13 protein-coding genes are annotated in these 19982 nt (G+C 32.0%); 10 read left to right on the top strand and 3 right to left on the bottom strand.

Translation table 11 applies throughout. From position 1 onward, the window contains the following. Positions 1 to 91: 91 nt before the first annotated feature. From HMPREF2576_RS07755 to menI, 3 genes are all read left to right on the top strand, one after another. Positions 92 to 1732, top strand: a complete 1641-nt coding sequence (locus HMPREF2576_RS07755; RefSeq protein ID WP_001831122.1) for a BCCT family transporter — start codon at positions 92 to 94, stop codon at positions 1730 to 1732. Positions 1733 to 2152: 420 nt separating this feature from the next. Continuing rightward, complete coding sequence (gene acnA, locus HMPREF2576_RS07750; RefSeq protein ID WP_002456207.1) at positions 2153 to 4858, top strand: aconitate hydratase AcnA; 2706 nt, start codon at positions 2153 to 2155, stop codon at positions 4856 to 4858. A 122-nt stretch (positions 4859 to 4980) separates the two neighbouring features. Further along, the gene (gene menI, locus HMPREF2576_RS07745) at positions 4981 to 5448 is read left to right on the top strand and encodes a 1,4-dihydroxy-2-naphthoyl-CoA hydrolase MenI (RefSeq protein ID WP_001831194.1); all 468 of its coding nucleotides are present in this window, start codon (positions 4981 to 4983) and stop codon (positions 5446 to 5448) included. A gap of 50 nt (positions 5449 to 5498) precedes the next feature. On the opposite strand, the gene HMPREF2576_RS07740 is transcribed toward menI, so the two are convergent. Then, positions 5499 to 5795: a HesB/YadR/YfhF family protein gene (locus tag HMPREF2576_RS07740; protein WP_001831009.1), complete on the bottom strand. Its 297-nt coding sequence runs from the start codon at positions 5793 to 5795 to the stop codon at positions 5499 to 5501. Between the two features lie 243 nt (positions 5796 to 6038). Next, positions 6039 to 6647: a glycerol-3-phosphate 1-O-acyltransferase PlsY gene (gene plsY, locus HMPREF2576_RS07735; RefSeq protein ID WP_001831258.1), complete on the bottom strand. Its 609-nt coding sequence runs from the start codon at positions 6645 to 6647 to the stop codon at positions 6039 to 6041. A 209-nt stretch (positions 6648 to 6856) separates the two neighbouring features. On the opposite strand from plsY, the gene parE reads away from it, so the two are divergent. The 6 genes from parE to mprF all read left to right on the top strand — a co-directional run bounded on the left by parE (position 6857) and on the right by mprF (position 18101). Continuing rightward, positions 6857 to 8851 (top strand): DNA topoisomerase IV subunit B, encoded by a 1995-nt coding sequence (gene parE / locus HMPREF2576_RS07730; RefSeq protein WP_176746950.1) that lies wholly within the window; start codon positions 6857 to 6859, stop codon positions 8849 to 8851. Further along, entirely contained in the window at positions 8848 to 11250 is a 2403-nt protein-coding gene (gene parC, locus HMPREF2576_RS07725) for a DNA topoisomerase IV subunit A (RefSeq protein ID WP_001831210.1), read from the top strand. Before parE ends, parC begins: the two co-directional genes overlap by 4 nt. Positions 11251 to 11461: 211 nt before the next feature. Then, positions 11462 to 12919, top strand: coding sequence for a glutamine transporter AlsT (locus HMPREF2576_RS07720; protein ID WP_001831046.1), 1458 nt, complete (start codon positions 11462 to 11464; stop codon positions 12917 to 12919). Positions 12920 to 13113: 194 nt separating this feature from the next. Next, the gene (gene glcT, locus HMPREF2576_RS07715; protein ID WP_002456203.1) at positions 13114 to 13962 is read left to right on the top strand and encodes a glucose PTS transporter transcription antiterminator GlcT; all 849 of its coding nucleotides are present in this window, start codon (positions 13114 to 13116) and stop codon (positions 13960 to 13962) included. A gap of 145 nt (positions 13963 to 14107) precedes the next feature. Next, positions 14108 to 15325, top strand: coding sequence for an AI-2E family transporter (locus HMPREF2576_RS07710; protein WP_002446374.1), 1218 nt, complete (start codon positions 14108 to 14110; stop codon positions 15323 to 15325). Between the two features lie 253 nt (positions 15326 to 15578). After that, a complete protein-coding gene (gene mprF / locus HMPREF2576_RS07705; RefSeq protein ID WP_002456532.1) occupies positions 15579 to 18101 on the top strand; it encodes a bifunctional lysylphosphatidylglycerol flippase/synthetase MprF in 2523 nt (840 codons plus the stop codon). 193 nt (positions 18102 to 18294) lie between these two features. On the opposite strand, the gene msrA is transcribed toward mprF, so the two are convergent. Then, positions 18295 to 18810 (bottom strand): peptide-methionine (S)-S-oxide reductase MsrA, encoded by a 516-nt coding sequence (msrA, locus tag HMPREF2576_RS07700; RefSeq protein ID WP_002456531.1) that lies wholly within the window; start codon positions 18808 to 18810, stop codon positions 18295 to 18297. A gap of 135 nt (positions 18811 to 18945) precedes the next feature. On the opposite strand from msrA, the gene HMPREF2576_RS07695 reads away from it, so the two are divergent. Continuing rightward, positions 18946 to 19935, top strand: coding sequence for an LCP family protein (locus tag HMPREF2576_RS07695; RefSeq protein WP_001831067.1), 990 nt, complete (start codon positions 18946 to 18948; stop codon positions 19933 to 19935). The last annotated feature ends 47 nt before the right edge of the window (positions 19936 to 19982 follow it).

Below are 19982 nucleotides of genomic sequence, written 5' to 3'. Positions count from 1 at the left end.
TTGGTAAAGTTAAAAATTTTAAAATAAAATTTAATTTTTTGATTTTACTGCCTTGAAAAATTAAATATTCGAATGAAGGGAGTAATTAATTATGAATTCTTCTTCACAAGAGAAGAAAAATAAAAAGTTTTCTTCGGTTTTCATCTATAGTTCAATTATTGCAGCTATAGTAGTGATTATCGGTGCTGTTTGGCCTGAGAAATTCGATAGCGTTACTAATACGGCTAAGATGTGGATTACTAATAATTTGGGTTGGTATTACCTTATTTTAACAACAGTAATTGTATTCTTCTGTGTTTTCTTGATTTTCAGTCCAATTGGGAAACTTAAATTAGGTAAACCTAATGACAAACCAGAATTTAATACAATTTCTTGGTTCGCAATGCTATTCAGTGCTGGTATGGGTATTGGTTTAGTATTCTATGGTGCAGCTGAACCTATGGCACATTTTGCTGCTCCACCAACAGCTGATCCTGAAACGACAAAGGCCTACACTGAGTCTTTAAGATCTACATTTTTCCATTGGGGATTCCATGCTTGGGCAATTTATGGCGTGGTAGCTTTAGCACTTGCTTATTCTCAATTCCGTAAAGGTGAACCTGGATTAATTTCTAGAACCTTACGTCCATTATTGGGAGATAAAGTTGAAGGACCAATAGGTACTCTTATTGATGTACTTTCTGTTTTTGCTACATTAGTTGGTGTAGCTGTGTCTCTAGGTATGGGCGCACTTCAAATTAATGGTGGCTTGCATTATTTATTTGGTGTGCCGAACAACACTTTTGTTCAAGGTATTATTATTGTTGTCGTAACAATTTTATTTATTGCTAGTGCTTGGTCAGGTTTAAGCAAGGGAATTCAATATTTAAGTAATTTAAATATAGGTCTTGGTACGATATTAATGATTGTAACCTTAATTGTTGGACCAACTGTTTTAATCTTAAATATGATGACAAGTTCTACGGGTAGCTTATTAAATTCATTCTTATTTAACAGTTTTGATACTGCTGCGTTAAACGGTCAAAAGCGTGATTGGATGTCAACTTGGACATTATACTATTGGGGTTGGTGGCTAAGTTGGAGTCCATTCGTTGGTGTATTCATCGCACGTGTATCTAAAGGACGTTCTATAAGAGAATTTATTTCAGGTGTTTTATTAGTACCGGCACTTGTTAGCTTTATATGGTTCAGTGTTTTCGGCGTATTAGGCATTGAAGCTGGTAAAAAAGATTCGGGTCTCTTTAAAATGTCACCTGAAACACAGTTATTTGGTGTATTCAACCATATTCCGTTAGGTATTGTTTTATCTATCATTGCATTATTGCTTATCGCTTCTTTCTTTGTTACTTCAGCTGACTCAGCAACATTCGTATTAGGTATGCAAACTACATTTGGATCATTAAATCCAAGTAGTCTAGTTAAAGTAACCTGGGGAGTTGCGCAAGCACTTATTGCCTTTGTACTATTATTAGCTGGTGGAGGAGATGGCTCTAAAGCCTTGAATGCTATTCAAAGTGCTGCCATTATAAGTGCCTTCCCATTCTCATTCGTCGTCATAATGATGATGATAAGTTTCTACAAAGATGCAAATAAGGAACGTAAATTCCTTGGATTAACACTTACGCCAAATAAACATCGCTTACAAGAATATGTTAAATATCAACAAGAAGATTATGAAACAGATATTCTTGAAAAAAGAGAAGTTAGAAGAAATAAAGAAAAAGAAGAATAGTGTGTAATTGCTTTATTAACCTGAGACAAACAAAATTGTCTCAGGTTTTTTTAATAAAAATCATTAATGTCTCACAACTAAAATTTTATTATCATATCTGCAGATAGATACAGTATCAAATTGATATCATTTCATTTTTGAGTGCATACGCTTATAAGTTTTAGTCATTCAATATGTATGAAGAAACTGAATAGTAGTTTGAGATTTAAAATGATGTTCATTATTGATAACCATTCTCAATTAATAACATTTTCTTATTGCACAAATATTTTAAGATAAGTTTTTCTTATATAAACTGATTACAAAAGCGAAATGAAAATAAAGCGTTTTCTAACGGTACATAGTTGTTTTGATAAACATATAATAATACAATTTAATTAACGGCATATAAATATATATAAATATCAAGGGGGATATAAAATGGCTTCTAATATTAAAGAACAAGCAAAGAAACAATTCGAATTAAATGGCCAATCATATACTTACTATGACTTACAAACATTAGAAGAAAAAGGGCTAGCTAAAATTTCTAAATTACCATACTCAATTCGCGTATTGTTAGAATCTGTGTTACGACAAGAGGATGATTTTGTTATAACAGATGATCATATCAAAGCATTAAGTAAATTCGGAAATGCAGGTAACGAAGGTGAAGTTCCATTCAAACCTTCTAGAGTTATTTTACAAGACTTTACAGGTGTGCCAGCAGTAGTAGATTTGGCTTCTTTACGTAAAGCTATGAATGATGTTGGTGGGGATATTAATAAAATCAACCCAGAAGTACCTGTGGATTTAGTTATCGACCATTCAGTTCAAGTTGATAGTTACGCTAATCCAGAAGCATTAGAACGTAATATGAAATTAGAATTTGAACGTAACTATGAACGTTATCAATTTTTAAACTGGGCAACAAAAGCTTTTGATAACTATAATGCAGTACCTCCTGCTACAGGTATTGTCCATCAAGTAAACTTAGAGTATTTAGCAAATGTAGTACATGTAAGAGATGTTGATGGTGAAAAAACAGCATTTCCTGACACTTTAGTAGGTACTGATTCACATACTACAATGATTAATGGTATTGGTGTTCTAGGTTGGGGCGTTGGTGGTATCGAAGCCGAAGCAGGTATGTTAGGACAACCATCATATTTCCCAATTCCTGAAGTTATCGGAGTGCGTTTAACTCACTCTTTACCACAAGGCTCAACAGCTACGGATTTAGCTTTACGTGTGACTGAAGAATTACGTAAAAAAGGTGTAGTTGGAAAATTTGTTGAATTCTTCGGTCCAGGTGTTCAACATTTACCATTAGCAGACAGAGCTACAATTGCTAACATGGCTCCAGAATATGGTGCAACGTGTGGTTTCTTCCCAGTAGATGAAGAATCATTGAAATATATGAAACTTACAGGCCGTGACGAAGAACATATTGAATTGGTTAAAGAATATTTACAACAAAACCATATGTTCTTTGATGTAGAAAAAGAGGATCCTGAATATACAGATGTTATTGATTTAGACTTATCTACAGTAGAGGCATCACTTTCTGGTCCAAAGCGTCCACAAGACTTAATTTTCTTAAGTGATATGAAAAAAGAATTTGAAAAATCAGTAACTGCTCCTGCTGGTAATCAAGGACATGGACTTGATCAAAGTGAATTTGATAAAAAAGCAGAAATTAATTTTAATGATGGATCTAAAGCAACAATGAAAACAGGAGATATAGCAATTGCTGCTATTACCTCATGTACTAACACTTCTAATCCATATGTTATGTTAGGTGCTGGTTTAGTTGCTAAAAAAGCTGTAGAAAAAGGATTGAAAGTACCAGAGTTTGTTAAGACGTCACTTGCTCCAGGTTCAAAAGTTGTTACAGGATATTTAAGAGATTCTGGATTACAACAGTATTTAGATGATTTAGGTTTCAATCTTGTTGGTTATGGTTGTACTACATGTATTGGTAACTCAGGGCCACTATTACCTGAAATTGAAAAGGCAGTTGCGGATGAAGATTTATTAGTAACTTCAGTTTTATCAGGTAATCGTAATTTTGAGGGGCGAATCCATCCATTAGTGAAAGCAAACTATTTAGCCTCACCACAACTTGTTGTAGCTTATGCGCTTGCTGGTACAGTAGATATTGATTTACAAAATGAACCAATTGGTAAAGGTAAAGATGGTAAAGATGTATATTTACAAGACATTTGGCCTTCAATACAAGAAGTTTCTGATACTGTAGATAAAGTTGTTACACCTGAACTATTCTTAGAAGAATATAAAAATGTATATCATAACAATGAAATGTGGAATGAAATAGATGTAACCGATGAACCATTATATGATTTCGATCCTAATTCAACATATATTCAAAATCCAACATTTTTCCAAGGATTATCTAAAGAGCCGGGTAAAATTGAACCACTTAAAAGTTTGAGAGTTATGGGTAAATTTGGTGATTCTGTTACAACAGACCATATTTCTCCAGCAGGTGCTATCGGTAAAGATACACCAGCAGGAAAATACTTATTAGATCATGATGTTGCAATTCGCAACTTTAACTCTTATGGTTCCCGTCGCGGTAACCACGAAGTTATGGTACGTGGTACATTTGCCAATATTCGTATCAAAAACCAACTTGCTCCAGGTACTGAAGGCGGATTTACAACATATTGGCCTACCGGAGAAATAATGCCTATATATGATGCAGCAATGAAATATAAAGAAGATGGAACTGGCTTAGTTGTCTTAGCTGGTAATGACTATGGAATGGGATCTTCTCGTGACTGGGCTGCAAAAGGTACCAATTTATTAGGAGTTAAAACTGTCATTGCACAAAGCTATGAACGTATTCATCGCTCTAACTTAGTTATGATGGGTGTACTACCGCTTCAATTCCAACAAGGAGAATCTGCAGAAGCACTGGGTCTTGATGGAAAAGAAGAAATATCTGTAGATATTAATGAAGATGTACAGCCACATGATCTTGTAAATGTGACTGCAAAAAAAGAAAATGGTGAAATCATTAATTTCAAAGCTATTGTACGTTTTGATTCACTAGTAGAATTAGATTATTATCGTCATGGTGGTATTTTACAAATGGTACTAAGAAATAAACTTGCGCAGTAATTTAATATGATTTTGACTCACTATTGAGTACAAGCAGTCATGCTAACTATTGTGTTGGCATGACTGCTTTATGTTATCCTTAATTGAAAGAATAAGTTAAAGTTGAAAGAAGGATTATTCCAATGATATACAGTTTGACTGAAATTGAAGCAAGATATCAAGAAACCGATAAAATGGGGGTTATCTATCACGGTAACTACGCAACATGGTTTGAAGTTGCGAGAACAGACTATATAAGAAAGCTTGGCTTCAGTTATGCCTCTATGGAAGAACAAGGTGTTATTTCACCAGTTGTAGATTTAAAAGTGCAATATAAAAAATCAATTTACTATCCTGAAAAGGTGACAGTAAAAACATGGGTGGAAAAATATTCTAGATTACGTTCAACTTATTGTTATGAGGTTTATAATGAAAATGGAGAGTTAGCTACTACTGGTTCAACAGAACTTATCTGTATTAAAGCAGATACATTTAAACCCATACGCTTGGATAGATATTTTCCTGAGTGGCATGAGACTTATAGTAAAGTTAACCAGTTAAATAAAGAAGGTAAAGATGCTGAGGTTACGTTTGGCATTAATCATTTATAAAAAGAAGCGAAGTAGTTTTTATCGCTTCTTTTTTTATATGTATAATTATATTAATTTCGTTTGTAGATGATCTCATCTTCATGATCGATTGCATCTACAGTTAGTTTTTCATCTTGAAAATACCATAAATCTTTTTCCGCAATAACGACATTTATTTCATAGAATGTTTGTTCAAAACCTATATCAATAGCATCTTTATTTTCTACGGTGAACGCTGGACTAAATCCTTGTTTTAATTGGAATTCTCCTCCATATTTTACATAAAATTGAAGAACTTTATTGCTTATAGGTAAATCCAATTCGTTTTTAAACCATTCTACTGCCTTTTGAGTTAATTTTATATTCATAGTGTTATCACCTTACTTTTTTAAATTTTTATTTATCTAAATTTTAAAGGCATGATAGCATAATACATTGGATATGCTCTTTTATTGTAATCGAGTAAATATAAATTCATGGAAAATAATGAATCTTTTCAAAATTTTAAGTCTTTATTTTATTTTGGCAATTAAGTTATTAATCGCTAATATATTAATAATGCCTGGAACATTGATTTGAAGTCCCAGGCTCTAAGCAATTAGAAATTTGAGTTACATCCATTTAATTTTAGGTTCTTCTCCTTTAAAAATTCTAACTATATTAGATTTGTGTCGAATTATTAATATGATTGAAACAATTCCGCTAACAGCAAGTAAAATATAATCATGAATGATGATTGAACCAATCACACAACTAATTGCTGCAATGATACTTGATAAAGAAACATATTTAAAGATTTTTAATACACTAAAAAAGATAATTGCCAAGATAAGAAGTAAAATAGGATTGACACCTAATACAACTCCTGCACTGGTAGCTACTGCTTTTCCGCCATTAAATTTCAGATATATTGGATACACGTGACCGAGTATTGCAAACAATCCTACTATTAAACCATTTGTAAAGAAGGTGCTTATAACACCATCCGCATGAACTGAGAACCATAGTGGAAAAAAGACTGTAATAAATCCCTTGAAAATATCTAAAAACGTAACTATAAATCCAGCTGGTCTTCCAAGAACACGAAAACTGTTAGTTGCTCCAGTATTTCCACTACCGTATTGTCTTATATCTTTTTTAAAAAATAATTTACCAATAATTAACCCGCTTGGGAATGCACCAATCAGATAACTCAAGATTAACATGACGATGATCATCATAAAAACTTACACATCCTTTAGAAACTTAGCTTCATTCTACCACACTCAATATTAATTAGAACATTGTTAATTTAATTTAATTCAATAAAGTTACTCAAACAACTTAGTAATTTAAATGACACTTGCAATTTAGGTGAATTTATATAAGAATAACTATTGTATAGTTTTAATAACGAACGTACGTTTGTAGGAGGGCGAAATCATTGGCAATGAATAAACAAAATAATTATTCAGATGATTCAATTCAGGTACTTGAAGGACTAGAAGCAGTTAGGAAGAGACCTGGTATGTACATTGGATCAACTGATAAACGAGGATTACATCATCTTGTATATGAAGTTGTCGATAACTCCGTCGATGAAGTATTAAATGGTTATGGTGATGCGATTACAGTAACAATTAATCAGGATGGTAGTATTTCTATAGAAGATAATGGTCGAGGTATGCCAACAGGTATACATGCGTCTGGCAAACCTACTGCAGAAGTTATATTTACTGTTTTACATGCTGGAGGTAAATTTGGACAAGGAGGTTATAAAACATCTGGAGGTCTCCATGGGGTGGGTGCTTCTGTAGTAAATGCCCTTAGTGAATGGCTTGAAGTTGAAATTCATAGAGATGGTAATATCTACACACAAAATTTCAAAAATGGTGGTATTCCAGCGACAGGTTTAGTAAAAACTGGAAAAACAAAAAAAACTGGTACTAAAGTTACATTTAAACCAGACTCAGAAATATTTAAGTCAACAACGACTTTTAATTTTGATATTTTAAGTGAGCGTTTACAAGAATCTGCATTTTTACTTAAAGATTTAAAAATTACACTTACTGATTTACGTAGTGGAAAAGAACGAGAAGAAATTTACCATTACGAAGAAGGAATTAAAGAATTTGTTAGTTATGTCAATGAAGGTAAAGAAGTATTACATGATGTTACTACATTTGCAGGGCATTCCAATGGAATAGAGGTAGACGTAGCATTCCAATATAATGATCAGTACTCTGAGAGCATATTAAGTTTTGTAAATAATGTTCGTACAAAGGACGGAGGTACTCATGAAGTTGGTTTCAAAACGGCGATGACTCGTGTTTTTAATGAATATGCACGTCGTATAAACGAACTGAAAGATAAAGATAAAAATTTAGACGGTAATGATATACGCGAAGGTTTAACAGCGATAATTTCAGTACGTATACCAGAAGAACTTCTTCAATTTGAAGGGCAAACGAAATCAAAACTTGGCACTTCAGAAGCAAGGAGTGCTGTAGACTCTGTTGTTTCAGAAAAATTACCATATTACTTAGAAGAAAAGGGCCAATTATCTAAATCATTAGTTAAAAAAGCAATTAAAGCTCAACAAGCACGCGAGGCTGCTCGTAAAGCTAGAGAAGATGCACGCTCCGGAAAGAAAAATAAACGTAAAGATACATTGTTATCAGGTAAGTTAACTCCTGCGCAAAGTAAAAATACTGATAAAAACGAGTTATATCTAGTTGAGGGTGATTCAGCGGGAGGTTCTGCAAAATTGGGACGCGACCGTAAATTCCAAGCTATTTTACCTCTTCGTGGAAAGGTTATTAATACAGAAAAGGCACGTTTAGAGGATATTTTTAAAAATGAAGAAATTAATACGATTATTCATACTATTGGTGCTGGTGTTGGTACTGACTTTAAAATTGAGGATAGTAATTACAACAGAATTATTATCATGACAGATGCTGATACGGATGGTGCACATATTCAAGTATTATTGCTTACATTTTTCTTTAAATATATGAAACCACTTGTTCAAGCTGGACGTGTCTTTATTGCGTTACCGCCTTTATACAAATTAGAAAAAGGCAAAGGTAAGAATAAAAAAGTTGAGTACGCTTGGACTGATGAAGAATTAGAAAATTTACAAAAGCAATTAGGAAAAGGTTTCATATTACAGCGTTATAAAGGTCTTGGTGAAATGAATCCAGAACAATTATGGGAAACTACCATGAATCCAGAAACTCGGACATTAATTAGAGTTCAAGTTGAAAATGAAGTTCGTTCATCAAAACGTGTCACTACTTTGATGGGGGATAAGGTTGCCCCACGAAGAGAGTGGATTGAAAAACACGTTGAATTTGGTATGCAAGAAGATCAAAGCATTTTGGATAATAAAGAAGTCCAAATACTAGAGAATGAAAAATATATTGAGGAGGAAACGAATTGAGTGAGATAATTCAAGATTTGTCACTTGAAGATGTTATTGGTGACCGATTTGGACGTTATAGTAAATATATCATTCAAGAACGTGCATTACCTGATGTACGTGATGGTTTAAAACCAGTACAACGACGTATACTATTCGCAATGTATTCAAGTGGGAATACGTATGATAAAAATTTCCGTAAAAGTGCGAAAACTGTCGGTGATGTAATAGGTCAATATCATCCTCATGGAGACTCTTCAGTATATGATGCTATGGTGCGCTTAAGTCAAGATTGGAAGTTACGTCATGTTCTAATTGAAATGCATGGTAATAATGGTAGTATCGATAACGATCCTCCAGCTGCTATGCGTTACACAGAAGCTAAACTTAGTCAATTATCAGAAGAACTATTAAGGGATATTAATAAGGAAACAGTATCATTTATTCCAAACTATGATGACACAACTTTGGAACCAATGGTATTACCAGCGAGATTCCCTAATTTATTAATTAATGGATCTACGGGGATTTCTTCAGGATATGCTACTGATATCCCGCCGCATAACCTCGCCGAAGTAATACAAGGCACATTGAAGTATATCGATCAACCTGATATTACAATTAATCAACTGATGAAATATATCAAAGGGCCTGACTTTCCTACAGGTGGTATCATTCAAGGAATAGAAGGTATAAAAAAAGCGTATGAGACCGGTAAAGGAAAGGTTGTCGTGCGTTCACGAGTAGATGAAGAGCCTTTAAGAAGTGGACGTAAACAATTAATTGTGACTGAAATTCCGTATGAAGTGAATAAAAGTAGTTTAGTTAAAAAAATTGACGAATTACGTGCCGATAAAAAGGTTGATGGTATTGTAGAAGTTCGAGATGAGACTGATAGAACTGGATTACGAATTGCAATCGAATTAAAAAAAGATGCTAATAGCGAATCAATCAAAAACTATTTATATAAGAATTCGGATTTACAAATTTCATATAATTTTAATATGGTTGCTATTAGTGAAGGTCGCCCTAAGTTGATGGGATTACGTGAAATTATAGAAAGTTATTTAAATCATCAAATTGAAGTGGTTACAAATAGAACGCGTTATGACTTAGAGCAAGCTGAAAAACGTATGCATATTGTGGAAGGATTAATGAAAGCTTTATCTATACTTGATGAAGTTATTGCATTGATACGTAATTCTAAAAATAAAAAAGATGCTAAAGATAATTTAGTTGCAGAGTATGACTTTACTGAAGCTCAAGCAGAAGCTATTGTCATGTTACAGCTGTATAGATTAACAAATACTGACATTGAAGCTTTGAAAAAAGAACATGAAGAGTTAGAAGCTTTAATAAAAGAATTAAGAAATATCTTAGATAATCATGAGGCACTTTTAGCAGTAATTAAAGATGAACTAAATGAAATTAAAAAGAAATTTAAAGTGGATCGACTATCTACAATCGAAGCTGAAATTTCCGAAATCAAAATTGATAAAGAAGTTATGGTGCCTAGTGAAGAAGTGATTTTAAGTTTGACGCAACATGGCTATATAAAACGTACATCTACACGTAGTTTTAACGCAAGTGGTGTGACTGAAATCGGTTTGAAGGACGGCGACCGTTTATTAAAACATGAAAGCGTGAATACTCAAGATACTGTTCTTGTATTTACAAATAAAGGTAGATATTTGTTTATACCTGTTCATAAATTAGCCGATATCCGTTGGAAAGAGCTTGGTCAACACATATCACAAATTGTGCCAATAGATGAAGATGAAGAAGTGGTAAATGTATACAACGAAAAAGATTTTAAAAATGAAGCCTTTTATATTATGGCTACAAAAAACGGCATGATTAAGAAAAGTAGTGCTTCACAATTTAAAACTACTCGGTTTAATAAACCACTCATAAATATGAAGGTTAAAGACAAAGATGAACTTATTAATGTCGTTCGATTAGAGTCTGATCAGTTAATTACTGTTCTAACCCATAAAGGCATGTCATTAACTTATTCAACTAATGAATTATCGGATACAGGCTTAAGAGCAGCTGGTGTTAAATCAATTAATCTTAAAGATGAAGACTATGTTGTTATGACAGAAGATGTGAACGACTCAGATTCCATAATAATGGTTACACAACGTGGTGCTATGAAGCGTATTGATTTTAATGTTCTTCAAGAAGCTAAACGCGCACAACGTGGAATTACTTTACTAAAAGAATTAAAGAAAAAACCGCATCGAATTGTGGCAGGTGCAGTAGTTAAAGAAAATCACACGAAATATATTGTATTCTCTCAACATCATGAAGAATATGGTAATATCGATGATGTACACTTATCTGAACAATATACTAATGGATCATTTATTATTGATACTGATGATTTTGGAGAAGTAGAAAGTATGATTCTAGAGTAAAAGTATATGCAATCACAAAATAAAATGATAAAATAAAAATTAATAATAGCAACTAAAATGAGCACAAGGGATTTATGTCTAATTTGAACTATCAAAGTGATAATATACATTTATTGTTAATATGAATGTTTAATCTTTGTTAATGAAATTAAAGCATAAATCTCTTGGTGTATTTAAAACGATAAATTTAAGTGGATGAGAGGGATTCGTTTTGCAAGATTTTGATAACTTAATTCCTGGCTGGTTTAAAACATTTGTTCAAGTCGGGAATGACTTAATTTGGTCTCAATATCTTATTGGATTATTATTAACAGCAGGTTTTTTCTTTACAATTAGTTCTAAATTTATTCAACTCAGAATGTTACCAGAGATGTTTAGAGCATTAACTGAAAAGCCAGAAACTTTAAGTAGTGGTGAGAAGGGTATTTCACCATTTCAAGCTTTTGCGATTAGTGCTGGGTCAAGAGTAGGAACTGGAAATATTGCCGGTGTTGCAACTGCTATTGTTCTTGGTGGCCCCGGTGCAGTCTTCTGGATGTGGATTATTGCTTTTATTGGTGCAGCTAGTGCATTTATGGAAGCAACGCTTGCTCAAGTTTATAAGGTACATGACAAAGAAGGTGGATTCCGTGGCGGACCAGCCTATTACATAACAAAAGGGCTAAACCAAAAATGGCTTGGAATTGTATTTGCTGTTTTAATTACAGTTACATTTGCTTTTGTATTTAATACTGTTCAAGCGAATACAATTGCTGAATCATTAAATACACAATACAATATTAGCCCGGTAATTACTGGAATAGTACTTGCAGTTATTACAGGTATTATCATCTTTGGTGGTGTTCGTAGCATAGCTACACTATCTTCACTTATTGTGCCTATTATGGCTATTGTTTATATAGGTATGGTTTTAATCATTTTATTACTCAATATAGATCAAATTGTACCTATGATTGGCACTATTATTAAAAGTGCATTCGGAGTTCAGCAGGTTACTGGTGGTGCTGTAGGAGCTGCTATTCTTCAAGGTATTAAACGTGGTTTATTCTCAAACGAAGCTGGTATGGGATCTGCACCTAATGCTGCTGCTACATCTGCTGTGCCCCATCCCGTTAAACAAGGTTTAATTCAATCATTAGGTGTATTCTTTGACACTATGCTTGTTTGTACAGCTACAGCAATTATGATTTTATTATATTCTGGTTTGCAATTTGGTGATAGCGCGCCTCAAGGTGTAGCAGTTACGCAATCAGCGTTGAACGAACATTTAGGTTCAGCAGGAGGTATTTTCTTAACTGTAGCAGTTACCTTATTTGCATTTTCATCTGTTGTAGGTAACTATTACTATGGACAATCCAATATTGAATTTTTATCTAACAATAAGATGATATTATTTATTTTTAGATGTTTTGTAGTACTTTTAGTATTTGTAGGTGCTGTTGCTAAAACAGAAACAGTTTGGAGTACTGCCGATTTATTTATGGGTCTTATGGCAATAGTAAATATCATATCAATTATAGGTTTGTCGAATATTGCGTTTGCAGTGATGAAAGATTATCAAAGACAGCGTAAAGAAGGTAAGAGACCTGTGTTTAAACCCGAAAACTTAGAAATAAATTTATTTGGCATTGAGACTTGGGGACAACATGCAAAAATGCCAAAAAAATAGTGAATAAATCAATAAAATAACGGCTTGATACATATCCCTTGATGTATCAAGCCGCTTTATTTTTGGCAAGATTTAAAGTATTGATGTCATTGATTCAATCTCTATATAACAGTAAAAAATTTCAAAATAGATTCCTTTTCAATTTAGGTATTAAGCATTATAATTTTAATAATGATATTAGAAAGGTGATTATGATGAGCAAGTATGTAATAACGAAAACACTCAATAACAATGTCATCATATGCACAAAAAATCATCAAGAGGTTGTTTTAATTGGTAAAGGTATTGGTTTTAATAAAAAGGTTGGTATGACAGTTCAAGAGAATGCTTCAATAGAAAAAATTTATAAATTAGAACAACAAGAGCAACAAGAACACTACAAAACACTTTTGGAGCTCGGAGAAGATCATGTTGTTCAAGCGGTGATAGAATCAGTTAATATTATCAATGAATCTGGTCTAATTACAGATGATAAAAATTTGGTTGTTGCACTTACAGATCACATCATTTATGCCTATAAAAGACTTAAGCAACATCAAATGATTACAAATCCATTTGTGATTGAAACAAAACATCTCTATAGTAATGCATACAATGTTGCTCGAAAGGTAATCGATAAATTAAATAAAACCTTAGACGTACATTTTCCAGAAGATGAAATTGGATTCATCGCATTACATATTGCATCCAACTCTGAAAAATTATCAATTCACGATATTTCAGTAATAAACAAGTTAATCAATAAGAGTATTACAATTATTGAAACTGATTTACAACATTCAATTGATAAACAAACAATACAATATCAGCGTTTTATAAGACACATACAATTTTTAATATATCGATTAACTAAAGGTGAGTATTTAGAAGCACAGGAGAATTTTATATCGATGATAAAAACTATGTATCCTCGTAGTTTTAATACGGCTTATAAAATATTAAAAATGATTCAACGTGAGTTTAGTGTGTATGTATACGAAGCGGAAATAGTTTATTTAACATTACATATCAATCATTTTGAAGTTCAAATTAGTAGTGAATAAATCTTAAAATATTCTTTTAATAAGAAAAGTGACTTTAATGATTAGAGTATTGTTATTTGTGGTAAGATAAATATTGTGTTTTTAAGCTTATTTTTACAATAAATTAAAAAGTAAATAGATGTATTTTTAAGGCGTGGTGAATTTAATGAAAAATGAAAAAGAAATAAATGGAAAAAAAAGCCATTTTTTTAGTTTGTCAGAGTCTAGATTTATGAGGTTTTTAGGCGGAAATGACCTTATTTATGCTTTAATTGCATTGGTTCTTTTAGGTATTGTCATTTTTATCTTTGATAAAATTTCATATGTCTTTCAACCATTTATTATTGTATTTAATACAATAGCAGCACCTATTATTGTTTCATTAGTGCTATTTTATTTATTCAATCCTATTGTAAATATGATGGAGAGATATCGTATTCCAAGACTATTAGGTATAACAATTATTTATGTTGCAATTGTTGGTATTATTACATTAATAGTTAATTTACTTATTCCAATTATTGGATCACAGATAGAAAGTTTTATCAAAAATACACCTAATTATTTACATAAAATTACGCGTTCACTTGATAAACTTAATAATAATACCATTTTATCTGGTTACATGGGACAAGTGAACGAATGGTTAGAATCTGCTCAGAAAAAGATACCATCTATGGTTTCAGATTACTCAGACGGATTTGGATCTAAACTCGCAACTTTTGCTGAGGCAGTCGCAAATATCGGTATTGTTATTGGGACTACACCTTTTGTGTTATTCTTTATGTTAAAAGATGGTCATAAATTTAAAGATTATACTACAAAAATTATGCCACCTAAATTTAGAAAAGATTTTCATGACTTGTTAGAAAAGATGAGTGTACAAGTTGGTTCATACATTCAAGGTCAAATTATTGTGTCATTTTGTATTGGATTATTACTATTTATTGGCTATTCAATTATTGGTCTTAAGTACGCCTTAGTTTTAGCAAGTATTGCTGCAGTAACTAGTGTGGTTCCTTATTTAGGACCGACAATAGCAATATCACCTGCGATTGTTATCGCGATTATTACTTCACCTTTAATGTTATTAAAGTTAGCTGTTGTATGGACGCTTGTCCAATTCTTTGAAGGCCACTTTATCTCTCCTAACGTTATGGGGAAAACATTGAAAATTCATCCTTTAACAATTATTTTCATTTTATTATGTGCAGGAAATTTAATGGGCATTGTTGGTGTGATTATTGGTATTCCTCTATACGCTGTACTTAAGGTATTGGTTTCACACATATTTATGTTATTTAAACGAAGATACAATCGCTACTATGGAAATGATGCTGGTGAGTACACTATCACTGAAGAAGAAAAAGGAATTAAACAATAATATATATAATTTTAGACTGGAACAACAAAACAACAATGTTCCAGTCTTTTTTATTTTTAAATCACATACATTTGCAATCATGATATGCTTAGTAATCATATGATAAATGATTTTATTCAAATTAATCTCGCGGATGATGTGAAAATTGTATTACAATAATGTAAGGTTCATCTTGCTTATTGATATTCTATATGACATAGCTTTATGATATATTTTGATATATATCATATTGAATTAGAATCGAAGTGAAAACATGACACAAGAATTAAAAAGTAAATTACTTTCTTTTTTTAAATTTATTTTCGCCACTGCTTTATTTATCTTTGTAATTTTTACACTCTATAGAGAATTATCACATATCAATTTTAAAGAGACATTCATACAGTTCGGCAAAATTAATAGATTATGGCTCGTACTACTATTTGCTGGTGGGGGACTGTCACTCATCTTATTATCACTGTACGATATTATTTTAGTAAAGGCTCTTAAACTTAAAATGCCGTTGATTAGAGTCTTTAGAGTGAGTTATATTATCAACGCCCTTAATTCTATAATTGGTTTTGGAGGGTTTATAGGTGCAGGCGTAAGAGCTTTTGTGTATAAAAATTATACTAATGACACGAAAAAACTTGTACAATATATTTCTATTATTTTAGTATCTATGCTTACGGGATTAAGTTTATTATCCATCTTAGTTGTCCTGCGTATATTTAATGCTTCTCACATGATTGATGAAATTTCGTGGGTACGTTGGATTTTATATATTGTTGCATTATTTTTACCAATTTTTATTTTTTATACCGTCGCACGACCTGTAGATAGAAATAATCGTTATATGGGTGTGTATTGTACAGTTGTATCATGTGTTGAGTGGATGGCAGCAGCTACTGTATTATATTTTGCTGCATTGATTGTCGATATACATATCTCATTTATGACTTTTGTAGGTATATTTGTTATTGCAGCTTTATCTGGTTTAGTTAGTTTTATTCCAGGTGGTTTTGGCGCGTTTGATTTAGTCGTGTTACTAGGACTGAAATCACTTGGTATTTCTGAAGAAAAGATACTTCTAGCATTAGTTTTATATCGATTTGCTTATTATTTTGTGCCAGTGATGATTGCGCTTATACTATCTTCATTTGAATTTGGAAATACTGCTAAAAAATATCTCGACAATTCGAAGTACTTTATACCTGTAAAAGACTTCACTTCATTTTTGAGGTCTTATCAGAAAGATATTTTAGCTAAAGTGCCTTCATTTTCGTTAGCGATTTTAATATTTTTAACTAGTATTATTTTCTTTATTAACAATTTAACTATTGTCTATGATGGATTGTATGATGGAAATCATTTTGCCTATTATATTGCTTTAGCTATACAAACGAGTGCTTGTTTGTTACTTATTTTAAATGTAAGAGGTATTTATAAAGGCAGTCGTCGTGCAATAATTTATGCCTTTATTTCTATTATTTTAATTGCTAGTGCGACTATATATACTTATGCGTCATTTTTATTATTGTCATGGCTCATTATCATATTTGTGTTACTGATTTTAGCTTATCAACGTGCGCAAGTACTTAAACGACCATTACGCTTTAAAAAGTTGGCGTTTATGCTACTTCTTAGTATCTTTATTCTTTATTTAAATCATATTTTAATATCAGGAACTTTATATGCATTAGATGTTTATCATATTGAGATTGATACGTCTTTATTACGATATTACTTTTGGATGACCATTGTTATTATTATGCTACTCGTTGGCGTTATTGCTTGGCTTTTTGACTATAAGTATAAACGCCCTCATCATAGCATTGATTTAACACTTTGCGATGCAATTATTCAAAAATACGGTGGTAATTATTTAAGTCACCTTGTTTATAGTGGTGACAAAGATTGTTTCTTTAATGAAAATAAAGATTCTTTTATTATGTATCGATATAAGTCCAATGCCCTTGTCGTTTTGGGTGATCCAATTGGCAATACTAAATCATTCGAGTCATTATTAGAAGCATTTTATCAGTTTGCAGAGTATCAAGGTTATGAGATTATTTTTTATCAAATAAGTGATCAATATATGCCTTTATATCATAATTTTGGGAATCAATTCTTCAAATTAGGTGAAGAAGCTATTATTGATTTAACAACGTTTACAACATCTGGTAAAAAGCGACGTGGTTTCAGAGCGACGCTCAATAAATTTGATGATTTAAATATCAATTTTGAAATTATTGAACCACCATTTACTCAAGATTTCTTTGATGAACTTAAATTTGTGAGTGATAAATGGTTGGATGGAAGAAGTGAAATGCATTTTTCTGTAGGTCAATTTACTCAAACTTATTTATCGAAAGCACCTATTGGAGTAATGAGAGATCATTCTGGCAAGATGATTGCATTTTGTAGTTTGATGCCTACTTATTCTAATAATGCAATATCTGTTGATTTAATTAGATGGTTGCCTGAATTGGATTTACCTTTAATGGATGGATTATATCTTCATATGTTGTTATGGAGTAAAGAAAAGGGGTATAAAGCATTTAATATGGGAATGGCGACACTCTCGAATGTAGGTCAATTGCATTATTCTTATTTAAGAGAGAGAATGGCAGGACGTGTATTTGAACATTTCAATGGTTTATATCGTTTTCAAGGATTAAGACGTTATAAAGAAAAATATAGCCCCAATTGGGAACCTAGATTTTTAGTTTATCAAAAGCATTATTCTCTGTGGGAGAGTATGCTTAAAGTGATGAGAGTCATACGCCATAAATAATGAATATTTTAAACATTTATCTCTAAATATCCATAAATATAGCCTGGAACATCAATTGTTGTTCCAGGCATTTTTAATGTAAGGTAGTTGTTGACTTAATTGAAAAAATATTTTTATCAAAATTCTTCATTCATATTTTTTATTCTCAAGATGGAATGATATATTCAAAATGAATCATGGTCCAATCTATTATTTACATATGATTATCTTTGACATAATTAGCACGATCTTGTTGTTCTTGTTCATAACGTTCAGGGTTCTTTTTGTAGAAATCTTGATGGTATACTTCCGCTTCATAAAAAGTTGATGCCGGTAAAATTTTTGTTGCAATTGCTTTATCAGCGTTAAAACTATCTTGGAGTTCACATATATATTGTTCTGCTAACTGTCTTTGATGTTCATTTGAATAGAAAATAGCAGTCTTATATTGAGAACCTCTGTCTTGAAATTGACCACCATCATCCAAAGGATCTATAACTGAAAAGAAAATTTCTAATAATTTATGATATGAAAATAGAGCAACATCATACTCAATTTTAACCACTTCATAATGCCCAGTAGATCCAGTTTTTACTTCTTCATAAGAAGGATTAACTAAGTGTCCTCCCATATATCCCGACGTGACTTTTTCGATACCATCGAATGTATCAAAAGGTTTAGTCATACACCAAAAACAGCCACCAGCAAAGTATGCAGTATTGATATTCATTTATGCCATCCTCTCATTGGACCTTAGTACCATTTATTAAAAAACTCTTGCAATTTGAATACTTTTTCTATAACGTTAATACATATTAATTATAGTATATAGATATGTAATTTTGAAGGTATAAGGTAGGTAAATATGACTGAACAGAAGGATATTAAAGAAACAGAGTATCGACGACAGAAAGGAACAACTTCGACACCTTCTAGGCGAAGAAATAAAAAAAGAATGCGGAAGTTACCTTTTATCATTTTAGTCATCCTAATTATTTTAATTTCTATCATTGTGTATATTACCCATCAGTATAACAGTGGTATGAAGTATGCTAAAGAACATGCTAAGGATGTTAAGGTGCATAAATTTAATGGGAATATGAAAAATGATGGGAAGATTTCAGTTCTTGTCCTTGGCGCGGATAAGGCTCAAGGTGGTAAATCACGTACTGACTCGATTATGATTGTTCAATATGATTACGTACATAAAAAAATGAAAATGATGTCTGTCATGAGAGATATTTATGCTGATATTCCTGGTTATGATAAATATAAAATTAATGCCGCATATTCACTTGGAGGCCCGGAATTGTTAAGAAAAACACTTAACAAAAATTTAGGTGTTAATCCTGAGTATTACGCTGTAGTAGATTTTACTGGATTTGAAAAAATGATAGATGAACTACAGCCTAATGGTGTCCCAATTGATGTGGAAAAAGACATGTCTGAAAATATAGGTGTGTCTTTGAAAAAAGGACATCATAAGTTAAATGGTAAAGAATTACTTGGTTATGCTAGATTCCGTCATGATCCGGAAGGCGATTTTGGTCGTGTGAGAAGACAACAACAAGTGATGCAAACATTAAAGCAAGAGTTAGTTAATTTCAATACAGTTGCGAAACTACCAAAAGTTGCTGGTATTTTAAGAGGTTATGTTAATACAAATATGCCTAACTCTGCGATTTTTCAAACAGGTATAAGTTTTGGAATTCGTGGAGATAAAGATGTGCAATCTTTGACAGTCCCTATTAAAGGAAGCTATCAAGATATTAATACAAATAATGATGGTAGTGCGCTTCAAATAGACTCTGAGAAAAATAAGCAAGCAATCAAAAATTTCTTTGAAGATAATTAAAAAATGAATCCCTGAAGAGGCTGGGACAAAAAGGTTCAAGATAAGTA

It is taken from the genome of Staphylococcus sp. HMSC063F05, from assembly GCF_001837075.1.
GTDB classification, from domain to species: domain Bacteria; phylum Bacillota; class Bacilli; order Staphylococcales; family Staphylococcaceae; genus Staphylococcus; species Staphylococcus epidermidis.
The sequence above is the reverse complement of the archived record's forward strand: the minus strand, read 5'-3'. Positions and strand labels throughout refer to the sequence as shown.

What these genes read in the sequence shown, in the direction of transcription:
- parE (WP_176746950.1), top strand. Translation starts at nt 6,857, where the DNA reads ATGAATAAACAAAATAATTATTCAGATGATTCAATTCAGGTACTTGAA.
- mprF (WP_002456532.1), top strand. Translation starts at nt 15,579, where the DNA reads ATGACACAAGAATTAAAAAGTAAATTACTTTCTTTTTTTAAATTTATT.
- HMPREF2576_RS07695 (WP_001831067.1), top strand. Translation starts at nt 18,946, where the DNA reads ATGACTGAACAGAAGGATATTAAAGAAACAGAGTATCGACGACAGAAA.
- HMPREF2576_RS07710 (WP_002446374.1), top strand. Translation starts at nt 14,108, where the DNA reads ATGAAAAATGAAAAAGAAATAAATGGAAAAAAAAGCCATTTTTTTAGT.
- plsY (WP_001831258.1), bottom strand. Translation starts at nt 6,647, where the DNA reads ATGATGATCATCGTCATGTTAATCTTGAGTTATCTGATTGGTGCATTC.
- msrA (WP_002456531.1), bottom strand. Translation starts at nt 18,810, where the DNA reads ATGAATATCAATACTGCATACTTTGCTGGTGGCTGTTTTTGGTGTATG.
- HMPREF2576_RS07740 (WP_001831009.1), bottom strand. Translation starts at nt 5,795, where the DNA reads ATGAATATAAAATTAACTCAAAAGGCAGTAGAATGGTTTAAAAACGAA.
- glcT (WP_002456203.1), top strand. Translation starts at nt 13,114, where the DNA reads ATGAGCAAGTATGTAATAACGAAAACACTCAATAACAATGTCATCATA.
- HMPREF2576_RS07755 (WP_001831122.1), top strand. Translation starts at nt 92, where the DNA reads ATGAATTCTTCTTCACAAGAGAAGAAAAATAAAAAGTTTTCTTCGGTT.
- menI (WP_001831194.1), top strand. Translation starts at nt 4,981, where the DNA reads ATGATATACAGTTTGACTGAAATTGAAGCAAGATATCAAGAAACCGAT.
- acnA (WP_002456207.1), top strand. Translation starts at nt 2,153, where the DNA reads ATGGCTTCTAATATTAAAGAACAAGCAAAGAAACAATTCGAATTAAAT.